Genomic DNA, 16,425 nt, shown 5'->3' on the forward strand with positions numbered 1-16,425 from the left:
CTCGTCCGGCACGACGCCGGAGGGCTCCGGGGGTGGGGGGCCTTCGGCATCGGCCGACAGTTTGACGGCGGTGGAAATCGGCGGCCCGTACCGCAGACGGAATTCCTCTCCATGACGGAATGCGCCACACCAACCCGTTCGGTCGATGGGGAATCCGATCGCACGTCCCTATTCTGTGAACGGATCAGCGATCAGTAAAAACCAGGGCGAAAACGGGGCGAGCGACTGCGCCCTCTCGCTCATGGCTGTCAAATCCGGACGCGGTCATCACCATCGGAGATCACACGCATGAACGACCAGAAGAACGAGAAAGAATTTCCCCGACGTCAATTCGTTGCGCTCTCGGGTGCCCTCGGTGCCGCAGCGCTGCTGACCGGCGCGGGAGCAGTGGCACGCACGGCCGCCGCGGCGAGTCCGGCGCACGGAGGGCCGTCGCCCGACCCGTCGTGCCCCTCGAACCCTCCTCCCGGTGGGACCGCGAGCCCCTGTCCGCCCGCTCAGATGCAGTCCGTCTGCGGCAAGCCCACCGACAACGACCCGCTGTGGCACGACGTCCAGTACTGCACGCAGGGCATCGTCCCGCCGGCACCGCAGCCCAAGCCCGACTGCTTGAAGATGACATCGAATTACGTCGTGCTGCACGGAAAACCGGAGAACACGCACAACTATCTTCTCCTTCCCTCGTGCCGGATCACGGGTATCGAATGCCCGTTCATCCACACGGGCTCGGCGGCGAACTACTGGCATGAAGCATGGGAGAACGGGAGGAGCGGAGGAAGTGTCCCCGTGCAGTACCCGAATATCGGGCTGGGGATCAATTCGCAGGGCGCCCGCCGTTTCAACCAGCTGCACATTCACATGGCCGGAATCAGGGCGAGCACACAGAGGCGGCTCCAGGAACTCGAAGCCCAGGGCCGCATGGCCACCCAGCCTTCGCAGTGGGCCGCTCCGGGCAGCCAGGCGCCCATCTCGGGGCCCGCGGGTTCGGGCGACCGCGTCTATCGGATCCTGAAGCTCCACGACCTTCAGCAGAACCTCTTCACGCTGCTGTACCGGAACGTGGTGGTCCCGGGCTCGCTGAGCATGGCGAACCAGACCATGATCGTGATCCCGAAGATGACGGCCACCGGATTCGCCGGTTCTTTCTACGTCCTCAACAGCGACACGTCTCTCCATGACGGCACGAGCACGTGCGACTACCTGCTGGTGTACAGCTGACGACGGCTCGATGGCGGCTTCGCCGAGGGCGGGGCAGCCACACGAAAAAGCCCCCCGCTTCCGCGAGGGGCTTCTTCTGTCGGTGCGCCGCCAGGGACTCGAACCCCGGACCCGCTGATTAAGAGTCAGCTGCTCTAACCAACTGAGCTAGCGGCGCTTGCTGACTCGGAAATACTAGCGGGTCCGACGGGGTGCTCCAAACCAGGCCGGGATCGGGCCGGGATCAGGCCGGGACCGCCCCCGGAACCGCCCTCAGATGGTGAGCGAGAGTACTACGGGAGCGGCTTGCCGGTTCAGCGAGTCCGCCGCCGCGCGCAGCCGGTGGGCGTGCTCGATCGGCAGCGAAAGGGCCAGGCATCCGACGGTGGAGCCCGCGGTGAGCGGTACCGCGGCGCAGACCGTGCCCACCGCGTACTCCTGGATGTCCAGCACCGGGACCGTGGCCGGCTGGGCGTCCAGCTTGGAGAAGAGGACCCGCTCGCTGGTGATCGTCTTCGAGGTGAGCCGGGCGATCTTGTGGCGCGATATGTGGTCGCGGCGGGCGTTCTGGTCGAGCTGGTTCAGCAGGCACTTGCCGGCCGCGCTGGCGTGGGCCGACGAGCGGAAGTCCACCCACTCCTGGACCGCGGGCGTCAGCGGCCCGTCGGCAAGCTGGGTGATCTTCATTTCGCCGTCGATGTACCGGCTGATGTAGACGGCGGCACCGACCGAGTCCCGCAGCTGGTCCAGAGTGTTCTGGAGCTTGGCGTGCAGCGCCGTCTCGCGGGTGGTGCCGGACCCGAGGAGGACCAGCGAGTCACCGATGACATAGGCGCCGTCGCTGACCTGCTCGACGTACCCCTCGCGGCGCAGCATCAGCAGCAGGGCGGAGAGGTGGAAGGTGGGCAGGCCGGTCTCACGGGCGATGTCGGTATCGGTCACGCCGCCGCCGTACTTGGAGACGGTCTCCAGTACGCGGAGCGCGTACTGCACCGAATGGAACGGCGCAGTCGGCTCGGGCTTCAGCGCCACGGTTCCCCCTACAGGTTGTGACCGCTTGCTCGCGTACCACGATAGCCGCCAAGGGCCCGTTGTGGGGGGCCTGTTGATGACTTGCTGGCGCGCCCCATGCCGTCAAGCTGGGGCGCGCCACCATGGCATATGCCAGAGTCCTGGTTCTCGCCGGGAGTCTCAGGTCAGAGCACTGCGCTGAGGAACTCGCGCGTACGTTCGTGCTCCGGGTCGCTGAAGATTTTTTCCGGGGAACCGGACTCGATCACCTTCCCGGAGTCGAACATCAGCACGTCGTCGGAGATGTCCCTGGCGAAGTTCATCTCGTGGGTGACGCACAGCATGGTGATGTCGGTCGTCCGGGCGATGTCGCGCAGCACGTCGAGCACCCCGGCCACCAGCTCCGGGTCGAGTGCCGATGTGACCTCGTCGAGCAGCAGCACCTGCGGACGCATCGCCAGCGCGCGGGCGATGGCGACGCGCTGCTGCTGGCCGCCGGAGAGCTGGTTCGGCTTGGCGTCCGCGCGGTCACCGAGTCCGACCAGGTCGAGCAGGCCCTTGGCGCGTTCGGCGGCCTCGTCCTTGGACATCCCGAGTACCCGGACCGGGGCCTCGGTGATGTTGCGCAGCACCGACATGTTCGGGAACAGGTTGAACTGCTGGAACACCATGCCGATGTTCTTGCGTACCTCCCGGATCTGCTTCTCGCCCTTCGACGGGTAGAGCTGATCACCGTTGACGGTTATCACCCCTTCGTCCGGCTTGAGCAACGTCATCAGAAGTCTGAGAATCGTCGTCTTCCCGGAACCGGAAGGTCCGATCAGGGTGACGTGCTTGCCCGGCTGGACCGAGAAGCAGAGGTTGTCGAGGACGGTGTTCTCGCCGAACCGCTTCGTGACGTTGGTGAAGCGGATCAGCTCGTTCGTGGTGACCGGCTTCGCAGGGGTCTTGATGGCCTCGGCCGCCGCGCCGGCTCCGGCAGTATCGGTGCTGCCGGCGGTGTCGGTGTTGTCGGTCGGCTCGGGGTTGTTGGCGTTCGCGTCAGCGGACAAGGCGGCGCTCCAGGGCTCGTACAAGAAGAGATGCCGGATAGGCGATGACGATGAAGGCGACGCCGACGACGGTGAGCGCCTCGTTGTACTGGAAGGTCATGCCGCCCTGCAGGCGGGCCTGACCCAGCAGGTCCAGCACGCTGATCGCGACGACCAGCGGGGTGTCCTTCAGCATCGCGATGACGTAGTTGCCGAGCGCGGGAAGCACCCGGCGGATCGCCTGCGGAAGGATCACCGCGGTCCAGGTGCGGCTGCGGGGGAGGGAGAGCGCGGTGGCCGCCTCCCACTGCCCGACCGGCACCGCGTCGATGCCGGCCCGGTAGACCTGGGCGGTGTACGTCGAGTAGTGCACGCCGATCGCGACCGTGCCGGTGGTCAGCGCGGAGAACTGGATGCCCCACTCGGGAAGCACGAAGAAGAGGAAGAACAGCTGTACCAGCAGGGGGGTGTTGCGGATGAACTCGGTGATGAAGTTCACCGGCCACCGTACGAAACGTGTCTTCACCCGGTAGCCGAGTGCCCAGACCAGACCCAGCGCGAAGGAGAGCACCGAGCCGAGCACCAGAATCCGGAGGGTGGTGAGCAGCCCGTCCCAGAAACGTGGCATGAAGTCCGCGACGGCGGACCAGTCCCAGCTGTTCATCGGGCACCTCCGGTGGCCGTGAGGCCGAGATTGGCCCGGGTCTTGCGCTCAAGTGCCCGCATCCCACGGGTGAGTACGAACGCGATGACGAAGTAGATGACCAGGACCACGGAGTAGATCTTGGAGCTCTCCTGCGTGGCGAGCCGCACCAGGTAGGCGGCGAACGACACATCCCCGACACCCAGCAGCGAGACCAGGGCCGTGCCCTTGAGCAGCTCGATCAGCAGGTTCGAGAACGGCGGCATCATCTCGGGTACCGCCTGCGGCAGCAGGATCAGCCGCATCCGCTGCCACGGGGTGAAGTTGAGCGCGACACCCGCCTCGCGCTGAGCGGGCGCGACCGCGTTCAGCCCGCCGCGGACGATCTCGGCGCCGTACGCCCCGTACGAGAGACCCAGGGCGAGCACCGCGGCCCACATCGGCACCAGTGCCCAGCCGAACAGGTTCGGCAGCACGAAGAAGATCCAGAACATCAGCACGAGAGACGAGGTGCCGCGGAAGATCTCGGTGTAGAAGCCGGCCAGGAAGCGCACCACACGGGAGCGGTGGTGCCGCGCCATGCCGATGCCGAAGGCCACCGCGACCGCCAGAGCGGCGCTGTATAGGGTGAGTTGGATGGTGATCCAGATGCCCGGAAGCACCCAGTGCTGCCACAGTCCGGACGTCATGATGCGCACAGCTCCTTGGCCGTCAGCGTGGTCATCTCGTCCTTGGTGAAGCCGAACGGCTGCAGCACCCGGAAGAGTTCGCCGCTCTTCTTCATCTTGTGGATCTCGACGTTGAAGGCGTCACGGAGTGAGGTGTCGGTGCGGCGGAAGGTGAACCCGCCGCCGTCGATCTTCTTCTTGCCGTCGATCGTGGTCGCGAAGGCCTTGGTCGACTCGGCCTTGTGACTCTTCTTCACCACCTCGCGGACGGTCAGCGCGGTACCGGCGAAGACATCGACCCGGCCGGACTCGACGGCGTTCAGACCTGCCACCTGGTCCTGGAGAATGACGAGGTCCTTCTCCTTGTAACCGGCCGCGACGGCGTAGGCGATCTCGGCGTACGCGGTGCCGGTGGCGAATTTCGCCTTGGCCCGCACGCAGTCCTCGTAGGTGTGCAGGTTCTTCGGGTTGCCCTTGCGGACGATGAAGGCGTCCAGCATCTGGTACTCGGGATCGGCGAAGATGACCTGCTGGCAGCGGTCCTTGTTGATGTACATCCCGGCCGAAACGCAGTCGAACTGCTGCGAGTTGAGCCCGGGTATGAGGGAGGCGAAGTCCGTTGCCACTGGCTGGACATGGCCGACACCGAGCCGTTTGAAGATGATCTTCGCGAGTTCCACGGCCTCGCCGGTGAAGTCCCCCTGCTCATTGATGTACCCGTACGGCACCTCGCCCGCGATGCCGAGCCTGACCGTGCCCTGCGACTTGAGCCTGGCGAGGGTGTCTCCGGTCGGTACCCGGGCGCAGCCGGCTGCCCCGAGCGCCCCCGCGGCTCCCAGACCCGCCATGCCGAGCAGAAGTGAACGGCGGCGTATGGTTTCGATGGGCCGAATGAGGCGTCTTGTGGTGCTTCCTGAGTCGTTCCCTGGTGGTGAAGCCATGGGCGCGCGGCTACCCGCCCCCAGCCGGGATATGCCGGTCAATTTCAGCCCCCCGACACGGAGAGGGGGCCTTGACCGGGTGGGGGCCCAGGGGAGAACCATGGGGGGATGAGCGATCGATTCGTGGAACTGTCCCTCGACAAGCGCGGTGTGAGCTGCACGGCGAAGCTCCTCGACGACAAGGCGCCGGTGACCTGTGCGGCGGTGTGGGACGCGCTTCCGCTGGGCGGAGACGTCTACCACGCGAAGTACGCGCGCAACGAGATCTACGCCCTGGTCCCCGGCTTCGCGCCGCAGGAGCCGCCCCTGGAGAACCCGACGGTCACCCCCATTCCGGGTGACCTGTGCTATTTCACCTTCTCCGAGACGGTGTTGGGCACGGACTCGTACGGATACGAGACAGCGGCCGACCACCGCGGGCGTACGACGGTGGTCGACCTGGCCCTGTTCTACGAGCGGAACAACCTGCTCATCAACGGGGACACGGGCTGGGTGCCGGGGATCGTGTGGGGCACGGTGGTGGAGGGGCTCGACCGGATGGCGGACGCGTGCCAGGACCTCTGGCGGTCGGGCGCGACCGGCGAAACGCTGAACTTCCGCCGGGCGTAGGCCCCTTTCCGGGGCCGGAGACCGGGCGTTACGGAGCGGCCACCCTCGCGGCCACCCCCGCCTCGTACAACGTATGCGCGGCCCGCAGCACCAGCGCGTCCGCATGGCGTGCGCCCACCAGCTGCACCCCGACCGGCAGCCCCGCCGCGTCCGTCCCGCAGGGCACCGAGGCGGCGGGCTGCTGGGTCAGATTGAACGGGTACGTGAACGGGGTCCACCCCGTCCAGCGCCGGTGCCCCGAGTCCCGTGGGGCCTCACGTCCCGCCTCGAAGGCGGTGATCGGCAGGGTCGGGGTGACCAGCAGGTCGTACTCCTTGTGGAAGAGGCCCATGCGCCGGCCCAGTTCCATCCGTACGTCCACGGCCGCCAGATAGTCCAGCGCCGAGCACCGCTCGCCCTCCTCGACGATCTCCCGCAGCCCCGGATCCAGCAGTTCGCGCTGCTCGCGGCTCAGATGCTCGGCCACCCGGGCCGCCCCGCTGAACCACAGGGTGTGGAAGGCGGCGACCGGATCGGTGAGGTCGGGATCGGTCTCCTCGACGTATGCGCCCAGCTCGGCGAGGCGGCTCACCGCGTGCCGGACCGCCGACGCCACCGCGGGGTCGACAGCGACCTGGCCGCCGAAGGCCGGCGAGTACGCGATCCGCAGCCCCTTCACCCCGCCGTCGAGACCGGTGCGCAGGCTGCCGTCGGGCGGGGCCAGCTGCGACCAGTCGCGCGGGTCGGGGCCGCTGATCACATCCATCATCAGCGCCGCGTCCGCCGCGTCCCGGGTCATCGGCCCGACGTGTGCGAGCGTCCCGAAGGCGCTCGCCGGATAGAGGGGGACCCGTCCGTACGTCGGCTTCAGACCGAAGATCCCGCAGAACGACGCCGGGATACGGACCGAGCCGCCGCCGTCCGTCCCCAGCCCCAGCGGCCCGGCCCCGAGCGCCACCGCCGCCGCCGTACCGCCGCTGGAGCCGCCCGCTGTGCGGCCGGCGTCGTACGGATTGCGGGTCACCCCGTGCAGCGGGGAGTCCGTGACGCCCTTCCAGCCGAACTCCGGCGTCGTCGTCTTGCCGACGAAGACCGCGCCGTGCTCCCGCAGCCGGGCCACCGACGGCGCGTCCTCGTCCCAGTTCCCGTCCGGCCGTACGGTCCTCGACCCGCGCAGCGTCGGCTCCCCGCGCAGCAGCAGGATGTCCTTGACCGTGACCGGCACGCCGTCGAGCAGCCCCTGCGGCTCACCGGCGCGCCAGCGCGCCGCCGACGCCCCGGCCTGCTCCAGGGCCGCGGCCGAGTCGATCCGGACGAAGGCGTTCACCCGGGGCTGCACCACCTCGGCCCTGTGCAGCACGGCGCGGGCCGCGTCGACCGGGGTGAAGGTGCCCTTCCGGTAGCCGGCCAGGAGTTGTCGGGCGGTGAGGTCACAGAGGTCAGTCATGGCTGTGGACGTACCCACGTTTCTTGTCGACCACGTTCGGCAGGGGCTCTCCGTTCGCCCACTTGTCGTACAGATCGAGGAACTGCTCGCCGAGGTCGTCGCGCCAGCCCACGGTGTCGCCGCTCATGTGCGGCGAGATCACCAGGTCGGGGACGTCCCAGAGCGGGCCGGCGGGGGGCAGCGGCTCCTCCGCGAAGACATCGAGCGCCGCGCCGGCCAGCCAGCGCTTCCCGAGCGCCTCGGCCAGGTCGTCCTCGACGACGAGGGCTCCGCGCCCCACATTGATGAAGTGAGCGGACGGCTGCATGGTGCCGAAGGCGTGCGCGTCGAACATGCCGCGGGTGGCGTCGGTGAGCGGCGCGGCGCAGACCACCCAGTCGGCGCGGGGCAGCAGCAGGTCGAGCTCGTCCGCGCCGTGCACCCGGCCGCGCGCGGTCCGGCCGACCAGCGCCACCCGCACCCCGAGCGCCGTCAGGGTGGCGGCGATCGCCCGGCCGATGGGCCCCGAACCGACGACCACCGCCCGGGTCCCCGCGACGCGGCGTGTCTCGCGGTGCTGCCAGCGCCGGCGGCGCTGGAGCTCCAGCGTGCGGGGGAGGTCCTTGGCGAAGGCGAGGACGAGGCCCGCGACATACTCCGCGATCGGCTGGTCGAAAATCCCGCGGGCGTTCGTCACCACGGTGTCCGAAGCGGCCAGCTCGGGAGAGAGGAGGTGGTCGACCCCGGCGCTCGCGGTATGCACCCAGCGGGGGCGCGGGCCCTCGCCCGGCCACGCCCTGCGGACCGCGTCGGAGAGGAAGTCCCAGACCAGCAGGACGTCCGCGTAGGGGAGTTGGTCGCCGAGGGTGTGGGCGTCGGCGTGCACGATGTTCGCCCGGCCGGCAAGTTTTCCGAGGCGCGGCGGCGGGTCGGCGTCCAGTACGAGAAGGGTCGGTTCGGCGCTCTGTTCAGCGGGTTCGGGCATCTGCGCGGTCCTTCGACAGGGGGCGGTCGGGTTTCGCCGGAGTAAGCAGATTGCAACGTCTGACATGTACTGATTGACCGGGCTCGCACGGTGACCCTACCGTCGACAGCAGAAGCACAACGGCCTCACCCACATCACTTGGGGGGCAGTAATGGACATCTCCTTCCTCGGCGGACCACAGCCACAACGCGGTGTGGGTGTCGTCGCCCCTTTTGACTTCGCTCTCGACAGGGAGCTGTGGCGATGGGTGCCGGACGACGTCTCGCTCCATCTGACACGTACCCCCTTCGTACCGGTCGAAGTCTCCCTGGATCTCGCCCGGCTGGTCAGTGAGCACGAGACGCTCCGCGAGGCGGTCCGTGCACTGGGCGCGGTCGCCCCGCAGGTCGTGGCGTACGCCTGTACCAGCGGCAGTTTCGTCGGCGGAGTAGCCGGTGAACGGGCCATGTGCACCGCGATGACCGCGGCGAGCGATCTGCCGTCGATCACCACGTCGGGCGCTCTCCTGGAGGCTTTCCGGGAGCTCGGTGTCCGGCGGATCGCGCTGGTCACGCCCTACACTGAATCTGTGACGTCCTCCCTGGAGGAATACCTCGGCGAAGCGGGGACAGTCGTCACCGGGCGGGCCTTTCTCGGCCTCACCAGGCACATCTGGAAGGTCCCGTACCGCGATGTGGTGGACATGGCTCGGCAGGCGGTGATCGGTTCGGCGGACGCGCTCTTCATCAGCTGTACCAACCTTCCGACGTACGACGTGATCCCGCAGCTCGAAGCGGAGCTGCGGATGCCGGTGCTTTCGGCGAACCAGGTCACGATGTGGGCGGCGCTGCGCTGTATCGGTGCCCACGCCGTCGGTCCGTACCAGCGGCTGCTGATCGACTCCGCGCCCGAGCCGGCACCGGCGCCGGCACCGGCGCCCCTGTCCGCGCCCGAGCCCGCCACCGCACTGGCAGAAGATCCGCCCGAAGAGCAGGGAGGCTGGACATGACAGCGGTCGGGTTCCTTTACCCGGGGCATTCCGCGGAGGACGACTACGAGCGCATCGAGCAGCTCCTGGCGTCCGACGTGAGACTGTCCGTCGTCCACACCGACATCGGCGAGGACGCGCACCGGGTGGACGCGCTCATCGAGATGGGCGCGACGGACCGGCTCGAGGCAGGTGTCGAGGAGCTGCGGCTCGCCGGGGCCGAGGCAGTGGTGTGGGCGTGCACGAGCGGCAGCTTCGTCTACGGCTGGGACGGCGCGCAGAAACAGGTCAGGGATCTGGCACTCGCGGCCGGAATGCCCGCGTCCAGTACGTCCTTCGCCTTCGCGCACGCGATCCAGTCCCTCGGCGCGAAGAAGGTCGCCATCGCCGCGACGTATCCGGAGGACGTGGCGGCGTACTTCGCCGCCTTCCTCAAGGCGGCGGATGTGGAGGTCACGGCGACCCGCGGCAGCGGCATCATCACCGCGGCCGAGGTCGGCACCTGGGGCCGGGACGAGGTCATCGAACTGGCGCTGTCGGGAGACCATCCCTCCGCGGAGGTGCTGCTGCTGCCCGACACCGCGCTGCACACGGCGGCGTACATCCAGGAGCTGGAGCAGGTCCTGGGCAAGCCGGTGCTCACCGCGAACCAGGTGTCCGTGTGGGAGGGGCTGCGGCTGGCCGACCGGAAGGTCCCCGGGGAGCGGCTCGGGAAGCTGTTCGCCCGCCCGGATGTGACCCGGGGCGGGCGCGTGTGACCCGGACAGGTGTGAACCAGGTGGCTGTGATCCCGGCGGGTGTGGTCCCGGCGGGGTCACGCCCGCGGGGTGCGGCGCGGGAATAACCGGAGACCGTCCCCTGTTGCTGCCGCTGTACCTGGCCGACAACCAGAAAGGCCCAGCGCGGTGGACCCGATTCAAGGCAAGGCGGCCGGAACCGCCCCCGTACCCCTGTCCGTACTGGACCTGGTGACCGTGGGGGAGGGGCGCACCGCCACCCAGGCCATCCGTACCGGAGTGGAGATCGCGCAGCTCGCGGAGCGGCGCGGTTTCCACCGGTACTGGGTGGCCGAGCACCACTCCATGCCCGGGGTCGCCTCCTCGTCGCCCGCCGTACTGCTCGCCCACCTCGCCGCCCACACCGACCGCATCAGGCTCGGCTCCGGCGGTGTGATGCTGCCCAACCACGCCCCGCTGGTGATCGCCGAGCAGTTCGGCACGCTGGAGGCGATGGCCCCTGGCCGGGTCGATCTGGGCCTCGGCCGGGCGCCGGGCACCGACGGGGCCACCGCGGCCGCGCTCCGCCGCTCCGACCGGCTGCACGAGGGAGCCGACGAATTCCCGCAGCAGCTGGCCGAGTTGATCCGGTTCCTGGATGACAGCTTCCCGGACGGCCACCGGTACGCCCGGATCCACGCGGTGCCGGGACCGGTCCAGGGTCCGGCGGGCCGGCCGCCGGTGTGGCTGCTCGGTTCGTCCGGCTTCAGCGCGCGGCTCGCGGGCACGCTCGGGCTGCCGTTCGCCTTCGCGCACCACTTCTCGGCGCAGAACACCATCCCGGCCCTCGACCTCTACCGCGAGACCTTCCGGCCGTCGGCGGTGCTGGACAGCCCGTACGCAGTGATCGGCGTCGCAGCCCTCGCGGCCGACGAAGAGAAGGAGGCCCACCGGCAGATCCTCAGCGGCGCGCTGTCGATGGTCCGGCTGCGCACCGGGCGGCCGGGGCTCGTGCCGACGCCCGAAGAGGCGGCGGCGTACGAATTCAGCCCAATGGAGCGGGAGTTCGTGGACGGCTGGCTCAGCAACATCATCACGGGGACCGCCGACGAGGTCCGCGCCGGTCTCGACGACCTCCAGAAGCGCACGGGCGCCGACGAGTTGATGATCACGGCCAACGCGCACGGCGGCGAGGCGCGGCTGCGTTCGTACGAGCTGATCGCCGACGCGTACGGGCTGCCCGGGTAGGGCGGCGCGGCGCGGGAGAGGGCGTGTGGAGGCCGGTCCGGTCACCACACGCCCTCTGCCTTTGTCCCCTGGTGGCGGGTGCGGCCGTCAGCTCCGCCGCGCGGCCGAACCCGCCACCAGGGCGTCGATCTCCTCCGGGGCCACCGCCCGTGAGTACAGATAGCCCTGCCCGGTGTCGCAGCCGATCCGGCGCAGCCGCGTCGCCTGCCCCGCGGTCTCCACGCACTCCGCGGTGACCGTGAGCCCCAGCCGGTGTGCGAGCTGGACCAGCGCCTCGACGATCATCTCGTCGGCAGGGTTCGGGTGCGCGCCCGCGTCATAGCGGAATCCGTGTACGAACGACCCGTCCAGCTTCAGTACGGACACCGGCAGCCGGCTCAGATACGCGAGGTTCGAGTACCCGGTGCCGAAGTCGTCGATCGCGATCTGCACGCCCATGTCACTGAGGTCCTGGAGCGCCTGGAGGGGGCGCCCGGCCGACCCCATCACCGCCGACTCGGTGAGTTCCAGCTGGAGCAGGTCGGGCGCGAGACCGGTCTCGGCGAGAATCCCGGCGACGTCGGCCACCAGATCCGAGTCCCACACCTGCCGTACGGCGATGTTGACGCTCACGAACAGCGGTGGCCGGGAGGGGTGTTCGAGCTGCCACGCTCTCGCCTGCCGGCATGCGGTACGCAGCACCCACGCGCCGAGCTGGACGATCGAGCCGTCCTCCTCGGCCAGCCCGATGAACCGGTTCGGTGTCAGCCGGCCGAACTGCGGGTGGTCCCAGCGCACCAGCGCCTCGACCCCTTTGAGCTCCCCGTCCGCGAGATCCACCAACGGCTGGTACTCCAGCACGAATTCACCGTCGTCCACGGCGGGCCGCAGGGTGGACGAGAGAGCCTGCCGGGTCATCCGGTGCGCGTTGCGCTCCGGGTCGAAGAGCGTCCAGCGCGCCTTGCCGTCCGCCTTCGCCCAGTACAGGGTGGTGTCGGCGTCCTGCATCAGGCCGGTGGCGGTGGTGCCGTCGGTCAGCCGCTCCACCACTCCGATCGACGCGGACACCGAGAGCCGGTGGCCGCCGAGGTCGAACGGCTCCTGGAGCGCGGCCAGTACGGAGGCCGCCAGATCGGCGAGCTGGTCCGTACCGGTGGAGTCCTCGACCAGCACGGCGAACTCGTCGCCGCCGAGCCTGGCGACGAGATGGCCGCTGCCGCGTCCGTAACCGGACTGGTCGGCGCAGTGGGTCAGCCGGGCGGCGACGACGCCGAGCAGCCGGTCGCCGAAGCGGTGGCCGAGCGTGTCGTTGACGGCCTTGAAGCCGTCGAGGTCCAGATAGCAGAGCCCGATCCGGCCGGTGCCCGGCTGCTCGCACGTCGACGGGTCGAGCGCCGCCGACAGCCGCTCGAAGAACAGGGTGCGGTTGGGCAGCCGGGTCACCGGGTCGTGCATCTGGAGGTGGCGCAGCCTGGCCCGGAGTTCGCGCCGGTCGCTGACGTCGGCAACCGAGAGCAGCACCTGGGAGCTGTCGGGGAAGGGGGCGACACTGACCTCGGCCCAGAGCGAGTGGCCGTCGGCGTGCTTGAGGCGGCGGGTGCAGCGGAAGCTGGAGCGGCGGCCCCGGAGTACCTCGCGGTACGCGTACCAGGTGCGGGTGTCCGCCGCGAGGTCCACCAGGCAGGCCGCGGCCTGCCTGGCCAGCGCGGCGGGCTCGGTGCCGAGCAGTCCGCCGAGCGCCGCGTTGGCGGAGACGACCAGTCCCTCGCGGTCGACGACGGCCATACCGAGCCGTGCCGTGTTGAAGGCGGCGCGGTAGTCGTGCAGCTCGGCTGCGGTACGGCCGACGGTCTGACGCTCCGTGACCGGTGGCCGGACGGATCCCGGCACCGGAGACGGTCCTTCAGGGGTTCCGTTCACGGCTGGCTCCCGCGGTGCAGTCGTCTCGAACAGGTGTGGCCGGGGTTCGTCGGCCGGGCGGTGGAGGACCGCCGGATGCGCGTGTCCACTTGGGAAAGTGTGCCGATCATAGAGGTTGAGGCAAGGACCGTTCCAGCCTCGTTGGCGCACGGTGATCCTTCCCGCGCCCGAGGGTGATCGTTTCTGCGCGGCTGTGGTCCGGGGTCTTTCTGACGTGATCGGTTGTGACTTTGCGTAAAGGCCCGGGGTGTCGTGCCGATCACTCGCCTGGGGCAGCTGGACAGGACATAAACATATAAACGGACCAGGGTGGGTGGGGTGTCCCGCATCCCGAACCCGGAGGTCCACGTGCAGCGTCCGCAGGCACCCGGGCGAGTGGACCGGCGCCGTCTGCGGCAGACCGCCGCCATCCTGGTGTCGTTCATGGCGCTCACCGCGACGTCCCTGGTCGCGGGGCCCGCTGTCGCCACCGTGGGCGGCGCGGGGCCGTGCGCGCTGCCGCGCACCGACGTCCACCACTCGGTCGGTCTCGACAGCTGGAACTCCGGCTACCCCAGGCCGGTCGGAGTGCTCAACGCGGTCATGATCTTCCTGTCCTTCCCGGGGGCCGCGCCGGACACCACCCCGCAGGAGCTGACGGCCGACTACTTCCCCTCGACCACCACCTTCTTCCGGCGGGCCTCGTACGGGAAGTTCACGCTGCGGCCGCATCCGATGCGGCAGTGGACGATGATGCCGAAGCCGGCCTCCGCGTACGCGATACGGCGTGACTGGAGTGCGGACGAGCGCGACGCGTATCTGCAGGACGCGGTGGCCGCGGCCGATCCGGCGGTGGACTTCAGCAAGTACGACCTCGTCTATCTGATCGCCGACCCGGACGCGCCGGGTGTCGACTCGGACGCCACGAAGGTGGTCAACCTGGATACTCCGCTGCACGCCGACGGTACGGATATCCGGCGCTTCGTCACCGGCTTCGAGCGGCACCCGCCGGACCGCGATGTGCTGGCCCACGAGACCGGGCACGTCTTCGACCTGCCGGATCTCTACCACCGCCCGTCGGACGACAAGGGCGACTGGGACACGTATGTGGGCGACTGGGACGTCATGGGCAGCCAGTTCGGGCTGGCCCCCGACTTCTTCGGCTGGCAGAAGTGGAAGCTGGGCTGGCTGGACCGGCGGCAGATCGGCTGTGTGCGCGGCACCGGGGCCAAGATGTTCACGCTGGAACCGCTGGAGGAGGTCCCGCCGCCCGGTACCGACACGGCCGGGACCCGGCTCATCGTCCTGCGGACCGGGCTGGAGAGCGCTCTCGTCATAGAGGCGCGCACGGCGGCCGGTAACGACGGGTCGACCTGCTCGGAGGGAGTCCTCATCTACCGGGTGAAGGCGGAGCAGGCCTCCGGCGACGGCCCGATCCGGGTGATCGACACCCATCCGCACAGCTCGGGCTGCTGGGGACAGTCGGTCTACCCGCCGCTGGCCGACGCGCCGCTCGGGGTCGGCGAGACGTTCACGGTTCCCGGCAACGGGACGAAGGTGGAGGTGGCGGACCGTACGCCGTCGGGATCCTGGACCGTCAAGATCACGCCGGTCGTGTGACGCACCGGGAGGCGGGACACGTCGGGTCCGTGTGAGGTGCGGGTGCAACGAAGAAGCCCCCCGCTTCCGCGAGGGGCTTCTTCCGTCTGTGCGCCGCCAGGGACTCGAACCCCGGACCCGCTGATTAAGAGTCAGCTGCTCTAACCAACTGAGCTAGCGGCGCCTGCTGACGTCGTAGACCTTAGCACCCTGATCGGCGCGGGGAAAAATCGATAAGGCGTCCGCCTTCGTAGCCGGGGCAGCCGCCGCACGCGCCGCGCGGACACAGGCCCAGAGCATGACCTCGGGCCCCGGCAGCCAGGGGTGGCGGGTGTCGGGTGCCACCAGCCAGCGCGGGCCCGACCGGGGAACGGAGGAGGTCAGCGACGGTACGGTCACCGCGTCGCCGGTGCCGTGGCAGAGCAGCGGCGGCACCGCGTCGCCCCACTCCTCCCAGTGCAGCAGGGACGGCAGCCGCTGGGCCGTACCCGGGGCGGCGAAGAGCAGCATCCGGCCCCGGTGACCCGCGACCGGGCCCGATCCGGGGCCCTCGGACCACAGGGTGTCCAGCATCCGGCGGCCGAAGATCGCGGGGACGTTGACGACGTCGAAGACCGAGCCGCAGTCCAGCACGTTCGGAGCGGTGGGCCGGGACTCCCAGAGCGAGAGCGCACTGCGCGGGTACGGGGCGGCGGAGGCGAGCCATCCCGCCCCGGCCGGGGTGACCGCGGTGGCGTGCCGGCCGTCCTGCTCGTCGAGGATCCGGCTGAGCGCGGCTGAGGAGTTTCCGGCGGGGACGCGGAGGACCGAGGAACTGTGGATGCCGGAGCCCTTGATGCCCGAGCCCCGGAGGCCCGGGCCTCTGCCGGAGGGGATTCCTGTGCTGTCGTCGTCTCGCTGCCATGCGCTCATACCGGACAGGTCTACCCGGAGTGAGGGGGCCGTTCCGCTGGGTTGGCCGAAACCGGGACAGGCAGGGGCGGGGAGGCGTATCTTGCCCATCGGCCTTGCCGACGGGCTCTGCCCAACGGCATATGCCGGACGGGCTGGACGCGCCGGGGCGCGGTGGCGGGCGTGCCGTCCGTGCCGTCCGTGCCGTCCGTCCGTCAGGTCGGCAGGCCGCGCAGCAGGTCCCGGCCGAACTCGACCATTCTCTTCGCGTAGTCCTCGGTCCACTGCGCGCGCCCGGCGATGTCCGCCACCGTCAGCCGGTCGAAGCGGCGCGGGTCGGCGAGCTGCGCGGCGGCGATCGCCTGGAACTCGACCGCCCGGTCCGTCGCGGCGCGGAAGGCCAGCGTCAGCTCGGTGGCGCGAGTGAGCAGCGCCGCCGGATCGTCGATCGACTCCAGGTCGAAGAAGTGCTCGGGGTCGGTGGTGGCATCGGCAGGCTCGAAGAGCAGCGGCGCAGGCCGCAGCTTCCGCTCGCGCTGTTCGGGCTCCGCCATGTGTGCCTCCTGCTGTGCCGTGCTGCCAGTGCCGTTCGGGCTGTGCCGTGCTGCGTCTCCCGGAGGTCCGGCGGGTCCGGTC

At 69.6% G+C, this 16,425-nt stretch carries 16 protein-coding genes and 2 tRNA genes; 6 read left to right on the plus strand and 12 right to left on the minus strand.

Features of this window, described 5'->3' with window-relative positions; translation table 11 throughout:
* The first annotated feature begins 501 nt into the window (after positions 1-501).
* Entirely contained in the window at positions 502-1,218 is a 717-nt protein-coding gene (locus OG210_RS20570) for a CDP-diacylglycerol diphosphatase (RefSeq protein ID WP_328326855.1), read from the plus strand.
* 83 nt (positions 1,219-1,301) lie between these two features.
* Here OG210_RS20570 and OG210_RS20575 read toward each other — a convergent pair.
* From OG210_RS20575 to ehuB, 6 genes are all read right to left on the minus strand, one after another.
* Positions 1,302-1,375: transfer RNA gene (locus OG210_RS20575), tRNA-Lys, on the minus strand.
* A 95-nt stretch (positions 1,376-1,470) separates the two neighbouring features.
* Positions 1,471-2,229 (minus strand): IclR family transcriptional regulator C-terminal domain-containing protein, encoded by a 759-nt coding sequence (locus OG210_RS20580; RefSeq protein ID WP_328326853.1) that lies wholly within the window; start codon positions 2,227-2,229, stop codon positions 1,471-1,473.
* Positions 2,230-2,393: 164 nt separating this feature from the next.
* Complete coding sequence (ehuA, locus tag OG210_RS20585; protein ID WP_327299737.1) at positions 2,394-3,161, minus strand: ectoine/hydroxyectoine ABC transporter ATP-binding protein EhuA; 768 nt, start codon at positions 3,159-3,161, stop codon at positions 2,394-2,396.
* A gap of 88 nt (positions 3,162-3,249) precedes the next feature.
* Positions 3,250-3,903 carry an ectoine/hydroxyectoine ABC transporter permease subunit EhuD gene (gene ehuD, locus OG210_RS20590; RefSeq protein WP_328326851.1) on the minus strand — a complete coding sequence of 218 codons (654 nt, stop codon included), beginning with the start codon at positions 3,901-3,903 and terminating at the stop codon, positions 3,250-3,252.
* On the minus strand, positions 3,900-4,571 hold the full coding sequence (ehuC, locus tag OG210_RS20595) for an ectoine/hydroxyectoine ABC transporter permease subunit EhuC (protein WP_328326849.1): 672 nt from the start codon (positions 4,569-4,571) through the stop codon (positions 3,900-3,902). Before ehuC ends, ehuD begins: the two co-directional genes overlap by 4 nt.
* Positions 4,568-5,398: an ectoine/hydroxyectoine ABC transporter substrate-binding protein EhuB gene (gene ehuB / locus OG210_RS20600; RefSeq protein WP_328326847.1), complete on the minus strand. Its 831-nt coding sequence runs from the start codon at positions 5,396-5,398 to the stop codon at positions 4,568-4,570. Before ehuB ends, ehuC begins: the two co-directional genes overlap by 4 nt.
* A 201-nt stretch (positions 5,399-5,599) precedes the next feature.
* Between ehuB and OG210_RS20605 the strand changes: the two genes are divergently transcribed.
* Positions 5,600-6,100, plus strand: a complete 501-nt coding sequence (locus tag OG210_RS20605) for a DUF3830 family protein (RefSeq protein ID WP_328326845.1) — start codon at positions 5,600-5,602, stop codon at positions 6,098-6,100.
* 28 nt (positions 6,101-6,128) lie between these two features.
* On the opposite strand, the gene OG210_RS20610 is transcribed toward OG210_RS20605, so the two are convergent.
* The gene (locus OG210_RS20610) at positions 6,129-7,526 is read right to left on the minus strand and encodes an amidase (RefSeq protein ID WP_328326843.1); all 1,398 of its coding nucleotides are present in this window, start codon (positions 7,524-7,526) and stop codon (positions 6,129-6,131) included.
* The gene (locus OG210_RS20615) at positions 7,519-8,490 is read right to left on the minus strand and encodes a D-2-hydroxyacid dehydrogenase (protein ID WP_328326841.1); all 972 of its coding nucleotides are present in this window, start codon (positions 8,488-8,490) and stop codon (positions 7,519-7,521) included. Before OG210_RS20615 ends, OG210_RS20610 begins: the two co-directional genes overlap by 8 nt.
* Positions 8,491-8,641: 151 nt before the next feature.
* Here OG210_RS20615 and OG210_RS20620 point away from each other — a divergent pair, with 151 nt between their 5' ends.
* From OG210_RS20620 to OG210_RS20630, 3 genes are all read left to right on the plus strand, one after another.
* Positions 8,642-9,478, plus strand: coding sequence for a decarboxylase (locus tag OG210_RS20620; protein WP_328326839.1), 837 nt, complete (start codon positions 8,642-8,644; stop codon positions 9,476-9,478).
* Positions 9,475-10,215 (plus strand): decarboxylase, encoded by a 741-nt coding sequence (locus OG210_RS20625; RefSeq protein ID WP_328326837.1) that lies wholly within the window; start codon positions 9,475-9,477, stop codon positions 10,213-10,215. Before OG210_RS20620 ends, OG210_RS20625 begins: the two co-directional genes overlap by 4 nt.
* Positions 10,216-10,362: 147 nt before the next feature.
* Entirely contained in the window at positions 10,363-11,421 is a 1,059-nt protein-coding gene (locus OG210_RS20630; protein WP_371538138.1) for an LLM class flavin-dependent oxidoreductase, read from the plus strand.
* An 87-nt stretch (positions 11,422-11,508) separates the two neighbouring features.
* Here OG210_RS20630 and OG210_RS20635 read toward each other — a convergent pair whose 3' ends face one another.
* Complete coding sequence (locus OG210_RS20635) at positions 11,509-13,290, minus strand: EAL domain-containing protein (RefSeq protein WP_328326833.1); 1,782 nt, start codon at positions 13,288-13,290, stop codon at positions 11,509-11,511.
* 378 nt (positions 13,291-13,668) lie between these two features.
* On the opposite strand from OG210_RS20635, the gene OG210_RS20640 reads away from it, so the two are divergent.
* A complete protein-coding gene (locus tag OG210_RS20640) occupies positions 13,669-14,919 on the plus strand; it encodes a M6 family metalloprotease domain-containing protein (protein ID WP_328335437.1) in 1,251 nt (416 codons plus the stop codon).
* A gap of 89 nt (positions 14,920-15,008) precedes the next feature.
* Here the strand turns inward: OG210_RS20640 and OG210_RS20645 are convergent.
* The 3 genes from OG210_RS20645 to OG210_RS20655 all read right to left on the minus strand — a co-directional run bounded on the left by OG210_RS20645 (position 15,009) and on the right by OG210_RS20655 (position 16,343).
* Positions 15,009-15,082 (minus strand) — tRNA-Lys (locus tag OG210_RS20645).
* Positions 15,073-15,810 (minus strand): bifunctional DNA primase/polymerase, encoded by a 738-nt coding sequence (locus tag OG210_RS20650; RefSeq protein WP_328326831.1) that lies wholly within the window; start codon positions 15,808-15,810, stop codon positions 15,073-15,075. The genes OG210_RS20645 and OG210_RS20650 overlap by 10 nt, the downstream gene beginning before the upstream one ends.
* Positions 15,811-16,004: 194 nt before the next feature.
* On the minus strand, positions 16,005-16,343 hold the full coding sequence (locus OG210_RS20655; RefSeq protein ID WP_328326829.1) for a hypothetical protein: 339 nt from the start codon (positions 16,341-16,343) through the stop codon (positions 16,005-16,007).
* Between the last annotated feature and the right edge of the window lie 82 nt (positions 16,344-16,425).

It is taken from the genome of Streptomyces sp. NBC_00466 (assembly GCF_041433995.1).
Lineage (GTDB): Bacteria > Actinomycetota > Actinomycetes > Streptomycetales > Streptomycetaceae > Streptomyces.